This window comes from Blastochloris viridis (genome assembly GCF_001402875.1).
GTDB classification, from domain to species: Bacteria; Pseudomonadota; Alphaproteobacteria; order Rhizobiales; family Xanthobacteraceae; genus Blastochloris; species Blastochloris viridis.
Map to the genome: position 1 here is coordinate 2,813,113 of NZ_CP012946.1, position 20,744 is coordinate 2,833,856.

The following is a 20,744-nucleotide window of genomic DNA, read 5'->3' on the forward strand; positions in this document are numbered from 1 at the left end:
CGACATTGATCCTGACGCAACCGGCAGCAAACGATGTGATCACGATAATGCAGCTCCCCGCCCGAACAGCAGCGCGCGGCGATCGCGCGCCGGCGCAGCGTACGCATTGGCGTCGTCATGCGGCGCCGTGAACAGCGCGGCCATCGCCGCCGCCGCGGCCTCGCGCGTCGCTCCGGGCCCGTCGAACCCGAACATCGGCGAGAACAGCGAGGCGGCGTCGAGCCGGCCGAAACCGGGCACCTCGCCGACGATCACCTCGATGCGCGCCGCCGGCAGCGCCACCGCGCGGGCGTCGCCGCGCCGCGCCGGCGGCAGCGCCGGGCCGTTTGCCACCGCAGCCAGCACCACGTTCATGAACCACGGCGTGACGATGACGCCGACGGCATGGTCGTCGTAGCGGCGGAAATCGACCGCCTGCACCTCGAGCCTATCGTTGCAGATCGGCAGCCTGAGCATCGGCCCGGCGGCGATGGCGCGATAGATCGCCACCAGCCGTTCACCGACCGCCGCAGCGCCGTCGGCCATGCCCGCGGAAGCGCTGCCCGACATCATTCGCCCTCCGTGCCAAACCCCGGCGCGGACGCAGCCGGCGGCGCCGGCCATCGCGGGCAGCCGCCGGCCGGCACCTGCGCCACCGGCGCGGGCCTGTCCGGCCCGGCCGCCGCGACCTCGCACGGCGCGCAGTCCGGCCCGCAATCGTCGCAGTCGAGGCAGCTCCAGTCCGCCGCGCGCACGAGGTCGCTCATGTGAAATAGGCCTCCTCGATCTGGTGCAGCCGTTCGGCGGAATCCTGGAAATCCTCAGCCGCGGCGCACGCCGCCGCCGGCACATCGCCGACCTCCAGCGTGTCGAGCACGATGTCGCCGGTCGAGTTGAAATACTGCACCGACCAGACATGGCGGGTGGCGGTGGCCAGCACCCGGCAGCTGCCATAGCCGCGGGAGACGATCTGCACCGGGCCGTTGCCCAGCGCCTGCTGCAGAACCGCCATGTCGCCCGGCGACACCGGCAGCAGCGACAGCGTGACGATGCGGTTCGCAGAGCCGGGTCGCCAGGTCGCGACGTGCTGCGCGATCTCCGCCAGCAGCGCCAGCGCGGTCGGCGAGCCGGCCTCGCCCGTCCCTTGCGTCATCGCTGCCGCGGTCATGATCTGGCCGGTCATGATCTGGCCGGTCATGGTTTGGCCGGTCATGACGGCGGCGCGGCGCACCGCTTCCGGGATCGCGCCGACCTCCAGATAGTCGGCGACCACACCGCCATCGGCGTCGGTGAAGCGCACCCGCCACAGCCCGGCCATCACCGATTCCACGATGTGGGCGAGCACGCCGTCCGGCAACGCCACGGTGGCAGCAACCTCGCCCTCGCCGGTCATGTCGGCGATCAGCTTCAGCTCGAGCGCGTCGAGGCCGGCGAGGTCGAACAGTTGGCCGGCGCGGCCGGCGGCCCGCGCCTCCAGCGCTGCGACCAGCAGCGGCACCAGCGCGGCGACCCGCGGGCAGCGCGCCACCGTGTCCTCGGTGCCGGCCACCGCCAAGCCGGAGGCCGCGCCGCGGCGCGGCGTCTCGTCCACCGAGACCGGCACCAGCGCCACCGGCCCCGCGGCACCCTGCGGCGCGATCCAGAACCCTGCCGTCATGCGCCACCGCCTTGTCCGGAATAGCTGAATTCGGTGCGCGGCCCCTTTGAGGGCGCCAGCGCCGGCGCCTGCGGGTCGAGCCAGGCGGCGATACGCGCGACGTAGTCGGACCAGTCGCGGATGCGCGGCAGCACGCCGACGGTCTCGGCGCCGCGCACCACCACCAGGCTCGGCACCACCGCGACGTGGAAGCGCCGCTTCAGCGCGTCCTCGGCGTCGCGCGCCACCACCGCCGCACGCAGCCGGCCATGGAAGGCGGCGAGCAACTGCGGCAGCACCACCGCGACGTCGGCGGTCTCGCCGCGGACGGCCGGATCGCCGGTGAAGAACAGCAGCGCGTGCGCCGGCTCGCCGGCGGCCGGCGCTAAAAACGCCTCGATGCTGCGGCGGTCGACCAGGGCGAGGCCGTGGCGGCTCACCAGCGCCTCGATCAGCGCGCTCATCGCTTCGTCCTCCCGTTCCCCGTCGCCGCGCCGGCGGGCTTGAGGACCGCCGGCAGCTCCGGCTCGCGCTCGATCAGATCGGCGAACAGGTGCTCGAACGCTCGGCCCTCCAGCGCGGCAGCGACGCCGGCCAGGGCATCGTCGATCTGCCGCGCCTCCGCCTCGCCCAGCACCCGCACTGCGGTGCCGTTGTGCACCAGCACGCTGGTGCCAACCGGCTGCGGGCCGACCAGCAGCAGCGAGACGCGCTCGCTCGCGCCGCCGCGCTCGCACGTCGCGGCGAAGTCGTCGCCCGCCACCACCCGCATGGGAAACCCGACGCACATCGCCCTCACCTCACCCGGCATGGCTGCGTTCGAACGCAGCGAGGCCAATGTCGTGGCCGAGCAGACCCTCGACCGGCATCGCACGCTCGGCGACCGCGACGCCCCAGCCGGCCAGGATGTCCCGCGCCGCTGCCAGCGCCGGCGCGATGGCAGCGCGCACCGGCGCGGTGAGCGGTCCGCCCCAGTTCTCCAGGTCGAGCGGCTGGCAGCCGACCAGCGCAAGGCGCGCGGGATAGCGGCCGAGCAGGTCCGCCGCGCTCAGCACCTCCTGGAAGCCGGTCTGGTGCAGGCTCATCTTCTTGGCGCCGGTGAACTTCGGCACCTCGCAGCCCTGCACCACCTTCAGCGTGCCGGGCTCGAGCCCGTAATCGATGGCGTCGAACACCAGAAGCTGGTCGGCGGCCTCGACGAACTCGACGAGGTAGAGCCCCTGGGTGCCGCCATCGAGCACGGTGACGTCCGCCGGCAGTTCGAAAGCGCGGTGGAATGCCTCCACCGCCCGCACCCCGAACGCCTCGTCGCCCCACAGAATGTTGCCGATGCCGAGCACCAGGGTGCGCGCCCGGCCGCCGGCGTCGAGGTCAATCGCGGAAGTCATCGCGGAACACACGTTCGCCCGACACGATCGAGGAGATCATGCTCTGACGCGACAGGATATCCTCGCGCACCGCGGCATAGACGTGGACGAGGAAGAAGATCACGATCGACCACATGCCGAGATGGTGCCAAGTGTGGACGTCCTGCGAGTTCGGCCAGATGTCGAACACCCAGCCGAACGCCTTGGCCTGCCAGGAATCGGCACCGGTGCCCTGCGAATAGAGCGCAAAGCCGGTCGTGATCATGAACGCCAGCACGATCATGTAGGTGAACATCGCGGCGTGGCCGAGCGGGTTGTGGCCGACGTATTTCTTGGGGTCGCGCACCAGGAAGAGATACCACTTCAGCTCGTTGAGGAGCCCCCACCACCACAGCCGGCTCCACACCGGCAAGACCCAGACCTGGCGGGAATAGCGGTTGCCGACGAACGCCCAGTAGAGCCGGAACACAAAGCCCACCGCGAGCACGTAGCCGGCGGAAAAATGGGCGAAGCGGATATAGCCCATCAGGAAATGGTCGCTCGCTTCGCCCGACAGCGTCGGCGGCGGCGAACCAATGAAATAGCCGCTGACGCACAGCACCACCAGCAACAGCGCGGTGATCCAGTGCCACAGCCGAACCGGCGCCTGATAGACATAGACCGTCTGGCGGCGGGAGGCGCGCTCGCCGCGGCTGTCGATTGCACCCTGCAACGTCGACACCCGCATCACCGGGGCGCTGCCGTTCGCCTCGCCATTGCGAAGAGTGACGTTCAGGTCGCTGACTTGCGTCATGGGTTCCCCCTCCGACACCAATGATCCGTTGCGCAGCGACGCGCGAGGCGGCGCGTCAACGGACGGTGACCCTCGCCATTTCCTGGCCATCCTCGCTCATCACGTGGGTCGAGCAGGCCAGGCACGGGTCGAACGAATGCAGCGTGCGGATGATCTCGAGCGGCTGATTGGGATCGGCCACCTTGGTGTCGAGCAGCGCCGCCTCGAACGCGCCGATGTTGCCGCTCGGGTCGCGCGGGCTGCCGTTCCAGGTGGTCGGCACCACGCACTGGTAGTTGTCGATCTTGGTGTCCTTGATGCGGATCCAGTGCGCCAAGGCGCCGCGCGGCGCCTCGGTGAAGCCGGCCCCCTTGGCCTCCTTCGGCCAGGTCTTGGGGTCCCACATTTCGACATTGGCGGTGTCGAGGCTGCCGGCCTTGATCGAGGCGATCAGCTTGTCCTGGAAATAGCGCAGCTTGTGCGCCGCCCATTGGCATTCCAGGCCCCGCGCGGCGGTACGGCCGAGCGTCGAAAACAGCGCGGTAAGCGGCAGGCCGAGGTCGGTGAGCAACTTGTCGGCCGGCTCCTTGAACTCGGGCTTGCCTTGCGCGTAGCCGATGACGTAGCGCGCCAGCGGCCCGACCTCGACGGCGTGGCCTCTCCAGCGCGGCGCCTTGAGCCAGGAATATTTCGCGCCCTCGTCGACCGCGGCGATATTGGTCTTGGTGCCCTTGGCGTTGGGGCCGAGCTGAAAGTTCGGCTCGGTGACGCCGTCATAGGGGTGCAGGCCCCGCGTCTCGTCGGGGTACTTGTACCAGGAGTGGGTGACGAACTCCTGGATCTGGTCGGGGGCGTGGAGATCGACCGGGTGAATCTCCTTGAGGTTGCCGCCGATGATGACGCCGCGCGGCAGAAGGAGGCTGTTGTCGGAATAGTCGTTGGCGTGCTCCGGAATGTCGCCGTACGACATCACCGCCTGCGACGACAGCCCGCCGCCATAGAGCCAGTCCTTGTAGAACGAGGCGATGGCGGCAAGGTCGGGCAGATAGACCTGCTCGATGAATTCGAGCGCGCGGTCGATGATCGAGGACACCAAATTGAGCCGCTCGATATTGACCGCGCCGACCGCGCCGGTGCCGTCGACATTGATGGCGCTGGCGACACCGCCGACCAGCCAGTTGGGGTGCGGGTTCTTGCCGCCATAAATGGTGTGGATCTTGACGATTTCCTTCTGGAAATCGAGCGCCTCCAGATAGTGCGCCACCGCCATCAAATTAGCTTCCGGCGGCAGCTTGTAGGCCGGGTGGCCCCAATAGCCGTTCTTGAACGGGCCGAGCTGGCCGGATTCCACGAACTTGGTGAGGCGGATCTGCAGGTCCTTGAAATAGCCCGGCGAGGACAGCGGCCAGTTCGAGATCGACTGCGCCAGCGCGGACGTCGCCTTGGGATCGGCCTTGAGCGCCGACACCACGTCGACCCAATCCAGCGCATGCAGATGGTAGAAGTGCACGAGGTGGTCATGCACGTACAGCGCCGTCTGCATGATGTTGCGGATGGTGTTGGCGTTCTCCGGAATGGCGATGCCAAGCGCGTTCTCCACCGCGCGCACCGAGGTCAGCGCGTGGGTGCCGGTGCACACGCCGCAGATGCGCTGGGTGAAGGCCCAGGCGTCGCGCGGGTCGCGCCCTTTCAAGATCACCTCGATGCCGCGCCACATCGTGCCGGTGGAGACGGCGTTGCGGATGATGTTCTGGTCGTCGATGTTGACCTCGACGCGCAGGTGGCCCTCGATGCGGGTGACCGGATCGACCACGATGCGCTTGCCGGCGGTGTCGAGGGTGAAGCCGTTCGGTGTCTGGATGCCCATGATGCTTCCCCTCGCTCAGCGTGCGTCAGTATCGAACGTGCGCGGCGGCGCGTCGTCGGGCGCCTTCGGCGGGCCGGCCTTGGTGGTGAGACGGCGGACGGCGGTGATGCCGGCGTGCACGGCAATGCCGGCGCCAACGGCACCGGCCGCGATCAGTCCGACCTGGTCGGCATTGGCCTCGACGCCGAACGCACTGATGTTGGTCAGCCGGTCATAAAACGAGCCCTTGTCCCAGAACCCGTCCTCCGAACAGCCGATGCAACCGTGGCCGGACTGGACCGGCCACGACACCCCGCCGTTCCAGCGAGTGGTGGAGCAGGCATTGTAGGTGGTCGGGCCCTTGCAGCCGACCTTGTAGAGGCAATAGCCCTTGCGCGCGCCGTCGTCGTCGAAGGCCTCGACGAACTGGCCGGCGTCGAAGTGCGGCCGGCGGTAGCATTTGTCGTGGATGCGCTGCGAGTAGAACATCTTCGGCCGGCCCTGGCGGTCGAGCTCGGGCAATTTGCCGAAGGTGAGGATGTAGGTGACGACGCCGGTCATCACCTCGGCGATCGGCGGGCAGCCCGGCACCTTGATGATCGGCTTGTTCCTGATCACCTTGTCGATCGACACCGCGTGGGTGGGGTTGGGCTTGGCGGCCTGCACGCAGCCCCACGAGGCGCACGAGCCCCAGGCGATCACCGCCATGGCGTCGTTCGCCATTTCCGTCAGCTTCTCGACGAACGGCCGGCCGCCGTCGATGCAGAACATGCCGTCCTCGTTGAGCGGCGGGTTGCCCTCGACGGCGAGGATGAACTGGCCCTTATAGTTCTGCCGGGTCTCCTGCAGGATGGCTTCGGCCTGATGTCCGGCGGCCGCCATGATGGTGTCGTCGTAGTCGAGCGAGAGCATCGACAGCACGACGTCCTTCACCAGCGGATGGGCGGAGCGGATGAAGCTCTCCGAGCAGCAGGTGCATTCCAGCCCGTGCATCCAGATCACCGGCACCCGCGGCTTGGTTTCCAGCGCGTGCGCCATGGTGACGGCGCCGGACTGACCGAGACCGAGGCTGGCCGCCGTCAGGGTGCAGAACTTCACGAAGCTTCGTCGCGAAATCCCCTGACGGCGGATGACCTCGTAAAACGTCTCGACGTTGGCACCCATGGTCGTTCCCCCGAGAAGTGGCTGCCTGCCGTTCTTGCCGCGGCATGGCTGGCACCATGACCGCAAGAACCGGGCCATGTCGGAGATCGCACCGGCCATGTCGGCGCTTGATCAGCAAACAGAATAAGTTGCGCTGTCCGTCGCCACCCTCCTGCCCGCGCTGCTGCCGGGCGGCAGTGCCAGGATGCTGACCACCTGCGATAAGCTTCTTTCCGGAGGCCTCTTCGCTCTCGGCCGGTCGGCGCACGCCAAATGGCCGACTTGCCGGCGGACAATTGGTTCTTTCAGTCAAGTGCTCCGCTGCGCGAACGAACGCAGCAGCCGTGACGCAGCCCCGAACATGCCCCCGCCTAAAGCTGGCCGCGGACCGCTCGGCCGCGGGCTGGTCTGCCCGGCCGGCTCCGGCCGCCGCGGTCCCCGGCTCTCGAGGAGGCCGAAGAACCTGGCGATGTGGAGGCTCGAATCGATGCCGACGTCGAGCAGGAACGGGCCGGCCACGCCGTGCGGCTCGGCCACGCCCGCGATCGCCAGCGGCGTGCCATGGGCCATGCCCTCGACCATGATTTGCTCGATCACCACCCCGCCGCCGGCGCCGCGCCAGAGGCGACGCGGCTGGCCGTCGAGGCGGTCGGCCTCGCTTGGCGTCTCCGGCAGACCGTGGAGATCGGTCCACTGCTTGACGATCTCGCCGGCATTGACCGGCGTCACCACGGTGTCGGCGTCGCCGTGCCACACTGAAACGCGCGGCCACGGCCCACGGCAGCGGGACGCCGCCCGCACCAGGTCGCCCCACGCTCGTGCCGGGCGGGTCCGCCCGGGATTCATCGCCTCCAGCGCCTGCTGCACGCCGTTGGCACAGCCGAACGGCACGCCGGCGATAATGGCGCCGGCGGCAAACACCTCCGGATAGATCGCCAGCATCACGTTGGTCATGGCGCCGCCGGCGGACAGGCCGGTGACAAACACGCGACGGCGGTCGAGCGCCGGGTAATCGATCAGCACGCGCGCCACCGCCTGACGGATCGAGGCCGCCTCGCCGCGGTCGCGCCCGGTGTCGCCGGGCCGGAACCAGTTGAAGCACAGGCGCGGATTGTTGAAGCGGGTCTGCTCGGGCAGCAGCAGCGCAAAGCCGTAGCGATCCGCCAAGGTTGCCCAGCCGGCGCCGCGATCGTAGCCGGCCGCGGTCTGGATGCAGCCGTGCAGCACCACCACCAGGCCGGCCTGCGGCGACAGGCGGCCGGGCAGGTGGAGATACATCCGCAGCCGGCCCGGATTGGTGCCGAAGTCCCGGATCGCGACCAGCCGGCCGGCCGGCATCACCGGGTGTGCCGCAGCGGCGGGCTTGCTTTTCTGACGCCGCAGCCCGAACAGCCGTGCCGTCAAAGCCTGCAGTCCACGGAGCGGCATCGTCCATCTCCTGTCACTCAAGCGAAGGCAACGGCGCAGCTTCAGAATGGTTGCACGGCAGCATGACGGGGCGGCGGCCGCCCGTCAGTTCACGCCGCCGCCAGCAGGCCGGCCAGCGCGCGGGCCAGATCGTCGACGCCGCCGAGCTGGATCACGCCTTCGACCTCGGCCGCGCCCGCCAGCCCGTACACCGGCTTGTCGAAGCGCAGCCCCAGCGCGATCTCCGACAGGGTGCCATTGGAATTGCCAATGGCAACCAGGCAGTAGGCCGCGCGGGCGATGACGGCGTTGCGCATCTCGCCCAGCCCGGTGGCGATCGGCACCGCGATGTACGGATTGGCCGAGGCGGGGTCGTCGCCCGGCAAAACGCCGACGGTCAGCCCGCCGGCGCGGGAGGCGCCACGGGCGGCGGCTTCCATCACGCCGGAACGGCCGCCGCAGATCAGGACGAGGCCGCTGCGGCCGATCAGGGCGCCGACCTCCTCGGCCAGCGCAAGCAGGGCCGGGTCGACCTCCCGCGGCCCGATCACCGCGATCGGCACCTGCAGCGGCTGCGGACCGCGGGTCTGGTGCCAGATCAGGTAGGCTTCCGGCGCCAGCACCGGGCTCGGCGGCGCCTCGGTCGTGGTCTCAACGGTCATCGACGGTCTCCTGCCGGCGGGCGACGACGACTTCGCCGACGCTCATGGCCGCGGTGCACAGCGCGGTCAGCACCAGCGCCAGCGCCGCAGCGAGGGGAAAATCGGTGCCGGCATCCGACACCAGCGTGAACAGCTGCAATGGCAGGATGTTGACCTGGCTGCCGACCAGGGCGAGCGCGGTGCCATAGGCGCCGAACGCAACCGCCACCACCAGACAGAACGCCGCCAGCGCGGTCGGCAGCACCTGCGGCACCAGCACGTCGGCGATGGCGCGCCAGCGGCCGGCGCCGAGCGACTCCGCCGCGGCGAGTTGCACGCGGTCGAAGTTCGCGAACACCGGCAGCATCAGCATCACCACGCGGGGAATGAGATAATAAGAATAGACGAGCGCAAGGCCGGTCGGCGAATAGACTAAGCTGGCGAACCACGCCGGGTCGACGCCGAACAGCCGCTCCAGCGACAGCGTGACGAAGCCGGCGCGCCCGAACGCGAGAATGAAGCCAAACGCGACGACCAGCCCGGAAAAGGTGAGCGGCAGCGCGATCAGGAACAGCAGCGCGGTGCGGGCCGCCGCGTTCATCTGCGACAGCCGCCAGGCCACCATGAGCCCGCCGGCCAGCGAGATCGCGCCCGCCGCCAGGCCGAGCAGCAGCGAGTTGGCCAGCCCCGGCCAGAACAGATCGAGCTGGGCCAGCCGGGCGAACGCTGCCCCGTGGTCGCTGAACGCCTCCCCGCCCACCATCACCAGCGGCAGCAGGAAGAACACGGCGAATATCGCCGCCCCCGGCGTCCCGAGCGCGAGCAGCCGCGCCACGCGCTGCCATTCACGCATCCGCGCACCCGCCGTTGACCCAATGACCGGATCGGGCTTCAGCCGGCCCGCCTCTTCCTGAGGCGCGGCCGTCGTGCCGCGCCTCCAAAGATGACCCAGCATCAACCCCCGGCACCCTCACGGTTCGAGGCGGGCGCATCGCGCCCGTCTTTGCACCACAGCGTCCCGCATCGTCACAATGCGACCTTGGCCCAGCCCTGGGTCAAGGTCTGCAGCTGGGCGCCGGCCTTCTCAAGGTCGAGCAGGGTCGACTTGCTGTGCGTGATCAGCTTGGCCTGCACCGCCTCCGGAATCGCCACGCCGGGCACCGCGGGGGTGACGAAGCCCTCGGCGAACAGCCGCTGGCCGGCCTCGGAGGTGATGAAGTTGAGCCACAGCTTGCCGGCGTTGGGGTGCGGCGCACCCTTGACCAGGCTGATGGTGTAGGGCGCCGCCACCGTACCCTCCGCCGGCGAGATCACCTCGACATCATCGCCCATGCCGTCGACGAACTTCGCCCTGAGGCCGTCATTGACGTAGTTGATCCAGATCGGGATCTCGCCCTTGACGAACTGGGCGTACGGCGTGGTGCCGACCACCCGCAGCACGTTGCCGGCCTTGTGCAGCTCGCCGAGATAGTCGAACCCCGGCTGCAGGTTGTCATAGGAGCCGCCGTGGGCCAGCACCGCCGCCCAGGTCAGCACCTGGCCGACGCCAGCGGTCCGCGGGTCGAGATAAACGATGGTGCTCTTGAAGTCGGGCTTGAGCAGGTCCGCCCACGAGGTCGGCACCGTGCTCACCAGCTTCTTGTTGACGATGAACACCACTTCGAGCTGGTGGATGGTGAACCACTCGCCGTTCGGCGCCTTTGCCGTCTCCGGCAGCCTGTCAAAATTGACAGGCTTGAACGGCGCCAGCAGGCCGCGTTTTTGCGCGTCGATGCCATTGGCGCCGAAATAATAGATGGTGTCGATCTGCGGCCGCTTGCGGGTGCGGTCGAGCGCGTTGACGGCGACGCCGGAGCCGACGTCGTTGTAGACCAGCGTGACCTCGGGATAGCGCTGGCCGAAGGCGCGGAACAGCGCCGCCCAGTTGGCCCAGGTCGGGCCGGTGTTGTTGGACACCGCCATGCCCTCTTTCGCGGCGGCAGCGTAGAGCGCGCGCTCGCCGGGATAAAGCTCGGGCGTGTCGGCGGACAGCGCCTGCGCGGCGGCGATTTGCGGGGCAAGCGCCAGTCCGGCGCTGCCAAGCAGGAAGGAACGGCGATCGAGCGCCATGCGAAGCTCCTGGGCATCGGCGTGACAGTTACGGCCCCCGGCCGATTCGCCGGCAGCCCGTGGTCCGTTGCCGAAACCCCTTACCGATCAGGGATTTTCGGCAAATGTGCTTGCGAGATTGAACTCATCTTCCGAAACGCACGCCACCACCGGCCCGCGGCCGCGCCGCGACGTTACCGACCGGGATCGGCGCCCGATCATATCCGACATCGCCCCCCGGACGGCAAGTCCGGCGTGTCCTCAACCTCCGTTACAATCAGATTCGGCGACGATGACCTGCACCGCGTCGGGCGGAACGTGCACGCTCGAGGCCGGTGTGTCGTCGGCGGTCTCGACCGACAGCGTCGTAGAGCCGACCTTGAGATCGAACCGGCGCACCGAGCCGAGGAAACGGTCGCGCTCGACCGTGCCGCGGAAGGTGTTGATGCCGTCCGGCCCCTCCCCGGCCCGGAAGCGTTCCGGGCGCACCAGCACGGCCACCGCCGCCCCCGCCGCAAAGCCGTGCGGCCGGGTCACGACGCGGCCGAGCGCGGTATCGACCGCGGCCGGGCCTGCCACCCGGCCGTCCCACAGATTGGCGCCGCCGACGAAGGCGGCGACCGTCCGGTTGGCGGGATGGCGGTAGACCTCGGTCGGCGTGCCGAGCTGGAGAATGCGGCCCCGCCCCATCACCGCGACGCGGTCGGCCATCGACAGCGCCTCCTCCTGGTCGTGGGTGATGTGCAGGGCGGCGATGCCATGGGCGCGCTGCAGCCGCCGGATCTCATCGCGCATCTCGCAGCGCCGCGCCGCGTCGAGCGCCGACAGCGGCTCATCGAGCAGCAGCGCCTTGGGCCGGAACACCAGCGCGCGGGCCAGCGCCACCCGCTGCTGCTGGCCGCCGGACAGCGCCGCCGGACGGCGGCTTGCCTCGCCGGCGAGCCCGACCATGTCGAGCGCCTCCAGGGCGCGGCGGCGGCGCAGCGCCGCGGCGAGGCCGCGCACCTTCAGCGGATAGGCGACGTTGTCGAGCGCGCTCATATGCGGAAACAGCGCGTAGCTCTGGAACACGATGCCGAGGTCGCGGGCGCGGGTGGGCAAGTGGGTGGCGTCCTGACCGGCCAGCAGCACCCGGCCGCGGTCGGGGACGAGGAAGCCGGCGATCAGCTTGAGCACCGTGGTCTTGCCGCAGCCCGACGGCCCGATCAGGGCGAGAAGCTCGCCCGGCGCGATGGCGAGCGAAATGGCGCTGACGCCGACCCCCGAGCCGGCATAGCGGAAGCAGACATCCTGAAGGGTGACGCTCATGATGTCGCCCCGCCGGCGGCGCTGGTGCCATGCGCGGTGAGCGCGCCGCCGACCGCGGCGGCCAGCGCCAGCGCCAGCAAAATCACGGTGGCGGCGCAGGCAAAGCCGGTGGCGCCGTAGAACGCCTGCAGCAGCACCACCGGATAGGTGCGGTTGGTGAAGCCGGCGATGAGGTTGGATACCTGGAACTCGCCGATCGACAGCGCCGCGACGGTGATGGCGCCGGTGGCCAGGCTGTGGCGCAGCGTCGGCAGCACGATGTCGAAGAAGCGCTGGCCGAACGAGGCGCCGAGCGATTCGGCGGCGCGTTCGAGTTCGGCGATGCCGAGGTGGCGCAGGTCGGCGACCAGCGCCTGCAACAGATAGGGCAGGCACAGCACGATGTGGCCGCCGATCAGAACGCCGGTCGAGCCGAGATAGGGCAGCGTGTCGGAGGAGAACACCAGCATCATGCCGAAGGCGAGCACGATCGGCGGCGCCGCGATCGGCAACAGATAGACGATGCGGGCGGCAAGCGTGACGCCGCGGTGCGCCGCCACGGCGATGGCGTAGGCCAGCGGCGCGCCGACCGCGAGCGAGATCGCCACCGTCGCGCCCGCGACCGCGAGGCTGGATTCGAAAGCGCGCCGGAAACTGACGTCGCCGACCACATCGAGGTACCATCGCCCGGTCAGGCCACTCGGCAACAGCGTGTTGGACCAGACCTCCCCGACCGAGCCGATCAGCAGCAATGCGATCGGCAGCAGCAGATAGACCAGATAGAGCAGCGTGACGATGGCCATGACCGCCTCGGCGTGGACGCTGGGCTCGAAATGCCGGCGCGTGCCACGTAGCTGATCGCGTCGACCCGGCGATAGCAAGCGGTGTCGGTCAGGACCGGTGCGGTTCCGGCGGGTGCACCTTGAGCAGGATCGCCGCCAGCCGCTCGGCGATCTCGTCGGGCGTCTCGCAGTGGACAACACCCGGCACATTCGGCGCGCCGGCGATGACCAGCACCGGCCGGCCGAAATGGAGCGCGAACGCGATCTCCGACAAGGTTCCGGGCCCGCCGCCGATCGCGACCAGCGCGGCACCGCCGCTAGCGATCAGGGTGTTGCGCGCCGAGCCGATGCCGGTCGGCAGCGCCACGCTGACGAACGGATTGGCCTGCGCATCGTCGGGCTCGGGCAACAGGCCGATGCTGAAACCGCCGACGGCGGCGACGCCGCGGCATACCGCGTCCATCACCCCGCTCTTGCCGCCGCACAGCACGACGCAGCCCATGCCGGCGAGGCGCTCGCCGACCGCGGCGGCAGTCTCGAGCTGAACGGCCTCGCCGGCACGAGGTCCCGCAACGGCAATCAGCCGCCGCCGCGTCCCCGGCCGGTTCGACACCCAGGCCACGGCTTCGCGCCGCGACACTGGACGCGGCGCAACCAGCGCCCCATCCTTTTCAACCCACCGCCACGACAGGGGGTCGAGAATCTGCCCGTTATGGTGTAAATGACCAGTTGTGTCGCATACAGTCAGCATCTGGAGCCCAAAGCGAACGCGGCCTATCCTTCGACCATAGCGCGATGTAAATTACCGGTCACGATGTCAGATTTGACCATTCCGATTGATCCACCCGACGATTCGCCCGACGCAGCGGGGGTCGCCATCACGGAACGCCAGCAGGCGATCGTCGACCGCGTGCGCCATGACGGCTTCGTCACCATCGAAGCACTCGCACGCGACTTCGGCGTGTCCGCGCAGACCATTCGGCGCGAAATCATCCGCCTCAACGAACTCGAACTGTTGCAGCGCTTCCACGGCGGCGCCGGCCTGCCCGTCAACACCGTGCGGCTCGGCTACGCCGAGAAGCGGCAACTTTCCGCTACAGCCAAGGCAAGGATCGGTCGACGCGCGGCCGACCTCATCGCCAGCGGCACCGCGGTGTTCATCGATGTCGGTACTACCGCGGAGGCGGTCGGCCGCGCGCTGACCGAGCGGGCGGACGTGCGCATTTTCACGCCCAGCCTGCGGGTGGCGACGCTGTTCGCCGGGCGCGACGATGTCGAGGTGTTCGTGCCGGGCGGCATCCTGCGCGGCGCCGACGGCTCGCTGATCGGCGATGCCACCGGCGAGATGCTGGCGCGGTTCCGGTTCGACGTCGCCTTCATCGGGCTGTCCGGCTTCGACGCCGACGGCACGCCGATGGACTTCGACATGCAGAAGGTGGCGGTGAAACGCGTCGCCATCAGCCGGGCCCGGCAGGTCTACGGCCTCGCCGACAGCTCCAAATTCGGCCGCGAGGCCATCGTGCGCATCGCGCCGCCGGGCAGCTTTTCCGGGCTGGTGTGCGACCGTGCCCCCGACGGCACGCTCGGCGACACCCTGCAGCGCATTGGTGTCGAGATTCTGACAGCGTGAGGCGGGCGAGGCGCTCGGGCCGCCCCCAGCGCACCCCCGCCCGGCACCACCGGATTTCGCGTCCGACGCGAATCACCGGACCGGTGATCGGTCAACCGGGCAGAATCGGGCGAATCACGGTACGGTTGTCCTCAGCAACGACGATGGAACGGTTTTCAACGTTGCTCCCCGCCTGCAATCCGGTGGCAGCCGGACGCCATCGCCGGAGCGCTGCCGGGCTTCTTTGGATCAGTCCGGGCGCGCTGGTTCGCGGCCAGTGACCACGGTTTGGGACGCGCTGCGGCCTCGCTTTGAGCGTCCGTCGATCCGGCTGCACCCGGCGGCTATTCTAAGCCTTTGAATTAACGCATTCTCTTTCGCAAAATCGGTATCCACTTTTGCGGAGAATGCTTCTCGCTCCGGCCGTAGGTGCTACTCGGCGGCGGCCTGGAACGGCACCAGGTCGGCGAAGGGCAGCTCGGCGAGACGCCGGATCAGCACGACGAGGTCGTCCCGCATCCGCTCGAACCGAACCGATTTCCGGAACTTGGCCTCATCGAGATAGAGCGCGCGATTGATCTCGATCTGCAGTGCATGGTGGCCGGCGGCCGGGTTGCCGTAGTGCTCGGTTATGAACCCCCCGGCATAGGGCTTGTTGCGGTGGACGACATAGCCAAGCTCGCGCAACGTGGCCTCGACCGTCTCGACGATGAGCGGCGCACAGCTGGTGCCATAGCGGTCGCCAATCACCACGTCCGCCTTCGGGCGATCCTCGCGGCTGACCACGCTCGATGGCATCGAATGGCAGTCGAGCAGCACCGTGGTCTGGAATTCGCGGTAGAGGCGGGCAAGCGCCTGCCGCAGCACCCGGTGGTACGGCATGTAATAAGCCTCGATGCGCTGCAGCGCGCCCTCGACCGGCAGGCGGCGGTCGTAGATCTCCACGGCGTCGCCGACGACGCGGGCGATGGTACCGAGCCCGCCGGCGACGCGCAGCGAGCGGGTGTTGACGAACGGCGGCAGGCGGCCGTCGAACATCCGGGGGTCGAGTTCGTACGGCTCGCGGTTGAGATCGATGAACGAACGCGGAAAATGGGCGCGCATGAAGGTGAGCGACAGATCCTGCGGCGGCTGGAACAGCTCGTCGACGAAACTGTCCTCCGAGCGGCGCAGGGTATCCAGCGACAGCCGGCCGCTGGCAAGGAAGTCGGGCGGGTAGACGCGGCCGCTATGGGGAGAGTTGAGCAGCAGCGGCGCCGACGGCTGGGCCGGCTCCGCAAGTTCGAACGGCGGATCGATTTCGGCGACTGTCGCGGTCACGGTTTGATCCCGGCGGAAGGAACCATTCTCAACCGCGCCGGCACGACGCTCAAGTGATTTCGCCCCGGCCCGAGCAACCTGGAATGCCGCTGCACTGCCCGGTCGTCCCGGTAAGGCACTAAGAGACCGTTTGGAAACTCGGACGGCAGGCCGCGTTGTGGCGCGAACTGCCGGACGCCAGGAGGAAAGCGAGGCCGATACCGGGGAGTACCTACGAGCTTTTTGACGCCGCGACCGGCGTTCGCCCCGCATCCCGAAGGGCCGGGCCGCTTTCGGGCGCCCGGTTCGTCGCCGATCTCGACCGTACTCCCCGGTACGCTCTTCGATCGGCTCCTGCCGGAGCGCCCGAAAGCGGCTCCGGCGCGGCCCCGTCGGAGTTTCCAAACGGTCTCTAACCTCGTCTTTACCAGAGCGTTCGTTTATGAAGGGAACGAAAAGGTCGGGACACGGCGTGATGCCCAAAATCTTGCTTGCAGAAGACGATAACGACATGCGGCGCTTTCTGGTGAAGGCGCTGAACGGTGCCGGCTATGAGGTGGTGTCGTTCGACAACGGGCTTTCGGCCTATCAGAGGCTGCGCGAGGAGCCGTTCGAACTGCTGCTGACCGACATCGTGATGCCGGAGATGGACGGCATCGAGTTGGCCCGCCGCGCCACCGAGCTCGACCCCGACATCAAGGTGATGTTCATCACCGGCTTTGCCGCGGTGGCGCTCAACCCGGACTCGAACGCGCCGCGCGACGCCAAGGTGCTGTCGAAGCCGTTCCACCTGCGCGACCTCGTCAACGAGGTCCAGCGCATGCTTCAGGCTGCGTAATCCACAGGCCGTGACGACGTCGCAGGACCCGCTTGCAGCATCGGCAAAGTGCCTTTATAGGTCCTGCTCCCGGGGCCGAGACATCGGCCGATTGGAATGGGCGCGTAGCTCAGCGGGAGAGCACTACGTTGACATCGTAGGGGTCACAGGTTCGATCCCTGTCGCGCCCACCATTCCTTCTTCTTAGCCCTCAGCCAAAAGACGTGAGAGACTAACGGGTTAAGCACGGCGCACCGTGCAACCCCGGGAGTAACCCACAGTGTCGAAAACCCCTCGCAGACAAGCCGGTCACACTGGTGTCACAGCGAGGACGACATGGCGACAATCCGCAAGCGCGGCGACAAGTGGCAGGTGCAGGTCCGGAGGCAGGGCCACGCCCCTATCACCCGCTCATTCCTTCAGAAGGCCGATGCGGTGGCCTGGGCAAGGCAGACCGAAACCAAGCTCGATAGAGACGGGCTGGTGGTCGATACGTCCATGCTCAAACGGATGACGAAATCGGACCTCGTGGAGCGGTATCTCACAGAGGTGGTGCCGAGGAAGCGCGGCGCAGCGGTTGAACGAATCATTCTCCGTGCCTTCCTGCGTTCCCCCTTGGCAAAGACAAGCCTGTCTGCGGTCACAGCCCAGGACTTCGCGAACTTCCGGGACGAACGGCTGCAGAAGGTCAAGGCGAGCACCCTGCGCCGGGAATTCGGCATCCTCAGCCATTGCTTCGAGATGGCAAGGAAAGAGTGGTCCATCCCGCTCCCTGCGAATCCGTTGAGCACCGTCAAGCTTCCCAAGAATCCCCTGCCGAGAGACCGAAGGCTAGACCAGGACGACCCTGCCAAACTCGGCGCTGCCCTGGGCAAGACACGGGTATGGTGGCTTGAGCCGCTGGTCACCCTTGCTGTCGAGACGGGCATGCGCCGGGGTGAACTGGTGTCAATCCGCTGGTGCGACGTGGACCTTGTTGCCCGCACCGTCCACCTTCCCATGTCCAAGAATGGCCTGCCCAGGACCGTCCCCCTGACGCCGAAGGCCATTGAGACACTGGAGGCCATTCGCCCCGTGCCGATGCCGCCGAGGGAAACGCCCACGACGTCTGACCGGGTGTTCCCAGTGACCACCAACGCCGTACGGTTGGCCTGGGGCATGCGGATGGTCGCCAGCGGCATCGCAGCCTCTCTTTGAGGTCGGAAGGCACACGGATGCTGAATGTCACTAGGCCACTCATGGCTTCTCCTTGTGGTCCTATATTGAACCAAATTGGTTATAGCGGGTTCGAGGATTGAAGTCAAAACCACTTCGGTTTAAGACTGGACCATGACCGAAGACGCGCAGTTGAAGATCAGGCTCCCCCGCGATTTGAAGGAGCGCATTGAAGCCGCTGCTGTCGCGGCGAACCGTTCATGGAATGGGGAAATCGTGTCCCGGCTGGAAAAGAGCTTTCTATCGCCGCCTGACAAGACGCTGGAGGAACGTCTTATCTCGCTGGAGGAGGAGTTCGCGGACTTCAAGCTGATGGTGGAAGCAACGTATCGACGGATGTGAAATTCATTTCACTGGCCCGAACATGCCGGTGATCCACAGGCAACCATCTTGTTAGCCCCCTCAAACTCCTTCAAAATGCGTCGGTTTATAAAAGATCGTCGGGGGGCGTGGATGGCGACTGAATTTAACTTGCCGGGGTCATCGTTCGAGGAAGTTCAGAAGATACTCAAGGGCTATGCCAGCGCCCCCGACCAAGCCTCTCTCGACAGTCTCTCCAAATTGGTCGGTCTGCATAAGACGATTATCAGTCGGAACAATAAGTTCTTGACCGATGTCGGACTGATCAGCGGTGGCATGAAGAAAACCGCAACCGATCTAGGAAAAAAACTCGGTCGCGCACTCGACCACAAGCAGGCAGAAGACGCGCAGAACTACTGGAAGGAGGCTGTCCAAACGAATGAGAAGGTCGCCGGGTTGGTGACTACCGTTCGTATCAAGGGCGGCATGTCAGAAAAAGACTTCTCTACCCACGTTCTTTACGTCTCCGGGCAAAGCAACACCTCCGGCAACAAGACCGGAGCGCGTTGTGTCGTGGACGTCCTAGTAGCGGCAAAGCTGCTTGTCGAGGAGAACGGGAAGTTAGTGGTGTCCGCCGCTCCCACCATTGACCCTCCGGTGGAGGTTGATTTGTCGTCTGGCGGCGCGGCCCCCAAGCGTGAGCCTGCTAATGGTAACGGCAATGGCACTGGAAACAGTGCGGGAGGGCCTGCGCCTGCGGTGACCTTGCCACCGATACCGGCAACGGCGAGCCTAACCCCGCAAATCGCAATCAACATCCAGCTTCACCTTCCTGAAACGGAAAATGCCGAGGTCTATGAGAAGTTGTTCAAAGCCCTCCGGGAGCACCTTCTTAGCCCGAAGGAGTAGCCCGTGGGGATCGAATACTGGACCGGGCGCGTAGGGCGGGCGCGACGGGCAGCGCACATCGCCCTTTCGCAGCATGAAAGCGCTGCGTCTCGTATTGTCCTGCTTGAAGACTTGTCCAAGCGTCTGTCGGGAACACCCGTGGATGTTCAGGACTACTTTGCCGAGGCGATTTCTTGTTTGGAAGGCGAACTGTACCGTTCGGGCATCGTGCTCGCATGGGCAGGCCATTTCCACGTCCTAACGGAAGTCTGCTACGCAAAACATGAAGCTGACCTCCGCACGGCACGCCCGAAATGGGCATTCAAAGACCTAGCCGAATTGAAGGAACAGGTCGCGGAAGCGAACTTCCTTATCGCGGCAAAGGACGTGAAGTTCGTTTCCAAGCCACAGTTGCGGATACTGGACGGACAGCTTTCTCTCCGCAATCAGTGTGCGCACCCGACGCTCTACCGGCCTAGCATGAACGCCGCCATCGGATACGTGGACACCATGATCCGCCAGACGCTCACGTATCTTCCACCGGCTCCGTAGTCGCTAGTGGTCATTCAGCATCGTGCTTTGCGCAGTATCCGCACGTGGCCGATGCGGCGGGCGACGCCGGCGACCACGCCCGGCTCTTCGTCATTGGCGAACATCGTGCCGGTGTCGAGTTGAAGGGCGATGCCGGGGGCATTGACCCGCTCGACCAGCGCGAACGCCTCCGCCGTAGCGGTCACAAACCGGCAGCCAGAACGCGCCGGATTGGCCTCGAAGCACAGCACGGTTCCCTCATCGGCGAAGGCCGGCGCGAGGTCGCGCAAGAACTCGGTGGCGATGGCCAGCGCCGCCTCGTGCGGCAGCGCACCCGGATCGCGCAGCGCCGGCGCGCCGAACACGCAGGCGCCGGCACCGAGCGCGCCAGCGATGGCGGCGACCCGGCGCAGGTGCGCCGCCATGCGGGCGCGCGGCGCCGCGCTTTCAAAAAGGTGCACCCCGGCCACCCCGAACAGGAGCGCCTGCAGCGCCGGAACCGAAAGCCCATGCTGTTCGAGCCGGCGGCGATAGGCGCGCACGTCGTCGAGCGCGACCGAGCCGAGGTCGCCGAACACCTTGCCGGGCGCAAGCTCCACGCCGTCGAAGCCGAGTTTTGCGACGCAGTCGATCGCCTCGGTGTCTGCGTCCGCGGGCCAGGCGATATTGGAGATCGAAAGACGGCGCGATGCACGGTCGGTCATGGTGCGCTCCGTCAGCCCGCGGCGGCGCCGACATCGACGGCGTCAAACCCGACCGGCGAAATCCGCCGGGCCCACCCGCCTCAGCGGAAATCCGGCTTGAAGTTTCGCCTTCAGCCGCTATTGGTTGCGCGCGGACGTGCATTCGGCAGCGCGGGCGTCAGCTCGACCGCCATGACGCAACCGATGCAGGGCTCAAAAGAAAGAGGCCGCCCCGACGAACGGAGCGGCCCAAGTCTAGGGAGGAAACGCCCAAGGAGGGCGGCGGCACTGCGACGCGAGCGCAATGCCGCGCTGCAACAATATGAATGTGCGCCGCAAAAAAGGCAACCCCTCTGACGCTTTTTCTGCAAGTCTCTGCAAATCATATGTTTTCCGGCCGCGACCACGCTCATCGCAGCGCGGCCGCCATCGCGGCGCAGGGCTGATTCCAGCC

24 protein-coding genes and 1 tRNA gene are annotated in these 20,744 nt (G+C 67.4%); 7 read left to right on the plus strand and 18 right to left on the minus strand.

The genetic code is table 11. From position 1 onward, the window contains the following. Positions 1-39 precede the first annotated feature (39 nt). From hybE to BVIR_RS12400, 16 genes are all read right to left on the minus strand, one after another. Positions 40-552 (minus strand): [NiFe]-hydrogenase assembly chaperone HybE, encoded by a 513-nt coding sequence (gene hybE, locus BVIR_RS12325; RefSeq protein WP_055037927.1) that lies wholly within the window; start codon positions 550-552, stop codon positions 40-42. Beyond that, positions 549-746 carry a hypothetical protein gene (locus tag BVIR_RS12330; RefSeq protein ID WP_055037928.1) on the minus strand — a complete coding sequence of 66 codons (198 nt, stop codon included), beginning with the start codon at positions 744-746 and terminating at the stop codon, positions 549-551. The genes hybE and BVIR_RS12330 overlap by 4 nt, the downstream gene beginning before the upstream one ends. After that, a complete protein-coding gene (locus BVIR_RS12335) occupies positions 743-1,636 on the minus strand; it encodes a hydrogenase expression/formation protein (RefSeq protein ID WP_055037929.1) in 894 nt (297 codons plus the stop codon). Before BVIR_RS12335 ends, BVIR_RS12330 begins: the two co-directional genes overlap by 4 nt. Continuing rightward, the gene (locus BVIR_RS12340; protein WP_055037930.1) at positions 1,633-2,079 is read right to left on the minus strand and encodes a thioredoxin domain-containing protein; all 447 of its coding nucleotides are present in this window, start codon (positions 2,077-2,079) and stop codon (positions 1,633-1,635) included. The genes BVIR_RS12335 and BVIR_RS12340 overlap by 4 nt, the downstream gene beginning before the upstream one ends. Then, on the minus strand, positions 2,076-2,405 hold the full coding sequence (locus tag BVIR_RS12345; protein ID WP_055037931.1) for a HypC/HybG/HupF family hydrogenase formation chaperone: 330 nt from the start codon (positions 2,403-2,405) through the stop codon (positions 2,076-2,078). The genes BVIR_RS12340 and BVIR_RS12345 overlap by 4 nt, the downstream gene beginning before the upstream one ends. A gap of 10 nt (positions 2,406-2,415) precedes the next feature. After that, positions 2,416-3,003: a HyaD/HybD family hydrogenase maturation endopeptidase gene (locus BVIR_RS12350; RefSeq protein WP_055037932.1), complete on the minus strand. Its 588-nt coding sequence runs from the start codon at positions 3,001-3,003 to the stop codon at positions 2,416-2,418. Then, entirely contained in the window at positions 2,987-3,709 is a 723-nt protein-coding gene (gene cybH, locus BVIR_RS12355; RefSeq protein WP_055038872.1) for a Ni/Fe-hydrogenase, b-type cytochrome subunit, read from the minus strand. Before cybH ends, BVIR_RS12350 begins: the two co-directional genes overlap by 17 nt. 121 nt (positions 3,710-3,830) lie before the next feature. Further along, complete coding sequence (locus BVIR_RS12360) at positions 3,831-5,621, minus strand: nickel-dependent hydrogenase large subunit (RefSeq protein ID WP_055037933.1); 1,791 nt, start codon at positions 5,619-5,621, stop codon at positions 3,831-3,833. Positions 5,622-5,636: 15 nt separating this feature from the next. Next, on the minus strand, positions 5,637-6,764 hold the full coding sequence (locus tag BVIR_RS12365; protein ID WP_082417098.1) for a hydrogenase small subunit: 1,128 nt from the start codon (positions 6,762-6,764) through the stop codon (positions 5,637-5,639). Between the two features lie 288 nt (positions 6,765-7,052). Further along, a complete protein-coding gene (locus tag BVIR_RS12370) occupies positions 7,053-8,171 on the minus strand; it encodes an extracellular catalytic domain type 1 short-chain-length polyhydroxyalkanoate depolymerase (protein ID WP_055037934.1) in 1,119 nt (372 codons plus the stop codon). A gap of 89 nt (positions 8,172-8,260) precedes the next feature. Beyond that, on the minus strand, positions 8,261-8,812 hold the full coding sequence (locus BVIR_RS12375) for a TIGR00725 family protein (RefSeq protein WP_055037935.1): 552 nt from the start codon (positions 8,810-8,812) through the stop codon (positions 8,261-8,263). After that, complete coding sequence (locus tag BVIR_RS12380) at positions 8,802-9,644, minus strand: ABC transporter permease (protein ID WP_055037936.1); 843 nt, start codon at positions 9,642-9,644, stop codon at positions 8,802-8,804. The genes BVIR_RS12375 and BVIR_RS12380 overlap by 11 nt, the downstream gene beginning before the upstream one ends. A 173-nt stretch (positions 9,645-9,817) precedes the next feature. Beyond that, complete coding sequence (locus BVIR_RS12385) at positions 9,818-10,900, minus strand: extracellular solute-binding protein (RefSeq protein WP_055037937.1); 1,083 nt, start codon at positions 10,898-10,900, stop codon at positions 9,818-9,820. Between the two features lie 240 nt (positions 10,901-11,140). Next, complete coding sequence (locus tag BVIR_RS12390; RefSeq protein WP_055037938.1) at positions 11,141-12,187, minus strand: ABC transporter ATP-binding protein; 1,047 nt, start codon at positions 12,185-12,187, stop codon at positions 11,141-11,143. Next, positions 12,184-12,969, minus strand: a complete 786-nt coding sequence (locus BVIR_RS12395) for an ABC transporter permease (protein ID WP_055037939.1) — start codon at positions 12,967-12,969, stop codon at positions 12,184-12,186. Before BVIR_RS12395 ends, BVIR_RS12390 begins: the two co-directional genes overlap by 4 nt. A gap of 88 nt (positions 12,970-13,057) precedes the next feature. Next, on the minus strand, positions 13,058-13,570 hold the full coding sequence (locus BVIR_RS12400; RefSeq protein ID WP_055038873.1) for an SLOG cluster 4 domain-containing protein: 513 nt from the start codon (positions 13,568-13,570) through the stop codon (positions 13,058-13,060). Positions 13,571-13,771: 201 nt separating this feature from the next. Between BVIR_RS12400 and BVIR_RS12405 the strand changes: the two genes are divergently transcribed. Continuing rightward, positions 13,772-14,578: a DeoR/GlpR family DNA-binding transcription regulator gene (locus BVIR_RS12405; protein WP_169788609.1), complete on the plus strand. Its 807-nt coding sequence runs from the start codon at positions 13,772-13,774 to the stop codon at positions 14,576-14,578. Between the two features lie 411 nt (positions 14,579-14,989). Here the strand turns inward: BVIR_RS12405 and BVIR_RS12410 are convergent, their stop codons facing one another. After that, positions 14,990-15,877, minus strand: coding sequence for an N-formylglutamate amidohydrolase (locus BVIR_RS12410; RefSeq protein ID WP_055037941.1), 888 nt, complete (start codon positions 15,875-15,877; stop codon positions 14,990-14,992). Positions 15,878-16,328: 451 nt separating this feature from the next. Here BVIR_RS12410 and cpdR point away from each other — a divergent pair, with 451 nt between their 5' ends. The 6 genes from cpdR to BVIR_RS12440 all read left to right on the plus strand — a co-directional run bounded on the left by cpdR (position 16,329) and on the right by BVIR_RS12440 (position 19,628). Then, positions 16,329-16,694: a cell cycle two-component system response regulator CpdR gene (gene cpdR / locus BVIR_RS12415; protein WP_269465105.1), complete on the plus strand. Its 366-nt coding sequence runs from the start codon at positions 16,329-16,331 to the stop codon at positions 16,692-16,694. Between the two features lie 98 nt (positions 16,695-16,792). Beyond that, positions 16,793-16,867: transfer RNA gene (locus tag BVIR_RS12420), tRNA-Val, on the plus strand. A gap of 142 nt (positions 16,868-17,009) precedes the next feature. Beyond that, a complete protein-coding gene (locus BVIR_RS12425; RefSeq protein ID WP_055037943.1) occupies positions 17,010-17,870 on the plus strand; it encodes a tyrosine-type recombinase/integrase in 861 nt (286 codons plus the stop codon). Between the two features lie 132 nt (positions 17,871-18,002). Further along, positions 18,003-18,230, plus strand: coding sequence for an Arc family DNA-binding protein (locus tag BVIR_RS12430; RefSeq protein WP_055037944.1), 228 nt, complete (start codon positions 18,003-18,005; stop codon positions 18,228-18,230). 111 nt (positions 18,231-18,341) lie between these two features. Then, the gene (locus tag BVIR_RS12435) at positions 18,342-19,097 is read left to right on the plus strand and encodes a hypothetical protein (protein ID WP_055037945.1); all 756 of its coding nucleotides are present in this window, start codon (positions 18,342-18,344) and stop codon (positions 19,095-19,097) included. Between the two features lie 3 nt (positions 19,098-19,100). After that, the gene (locus BVIR_RS12440; protein WP_145911973.1) at positions 19,101-19,628 is read left to right on the plus strand and encodes a hypothetical protein; all 528 of its coding nucleotides are present in this window, start codon (positions 19,101-19,103) and stop codon (positions 19,626-19,628) included. A 14-nt stretch (positions 19,629-19,642) separates the two neighbouring features. On the opposite strand, the gene BVIR_RS12445 is transcribed toward BVIR_RS12440, so the two are convergent. Beyond that, complete coding sequence (locus tag BVIR_RS12445; RefSeq protein WP_055037947.1) at positions 19,643-20,311, minus strand: sugar phosphate isomerase/epimerase family protein; 669 nt, start codon at positions 20,309-20,311, stop codon at positions 19,643-19,645. Positions 20,312-20,744 lie beyond the last annotated feature (433 nt).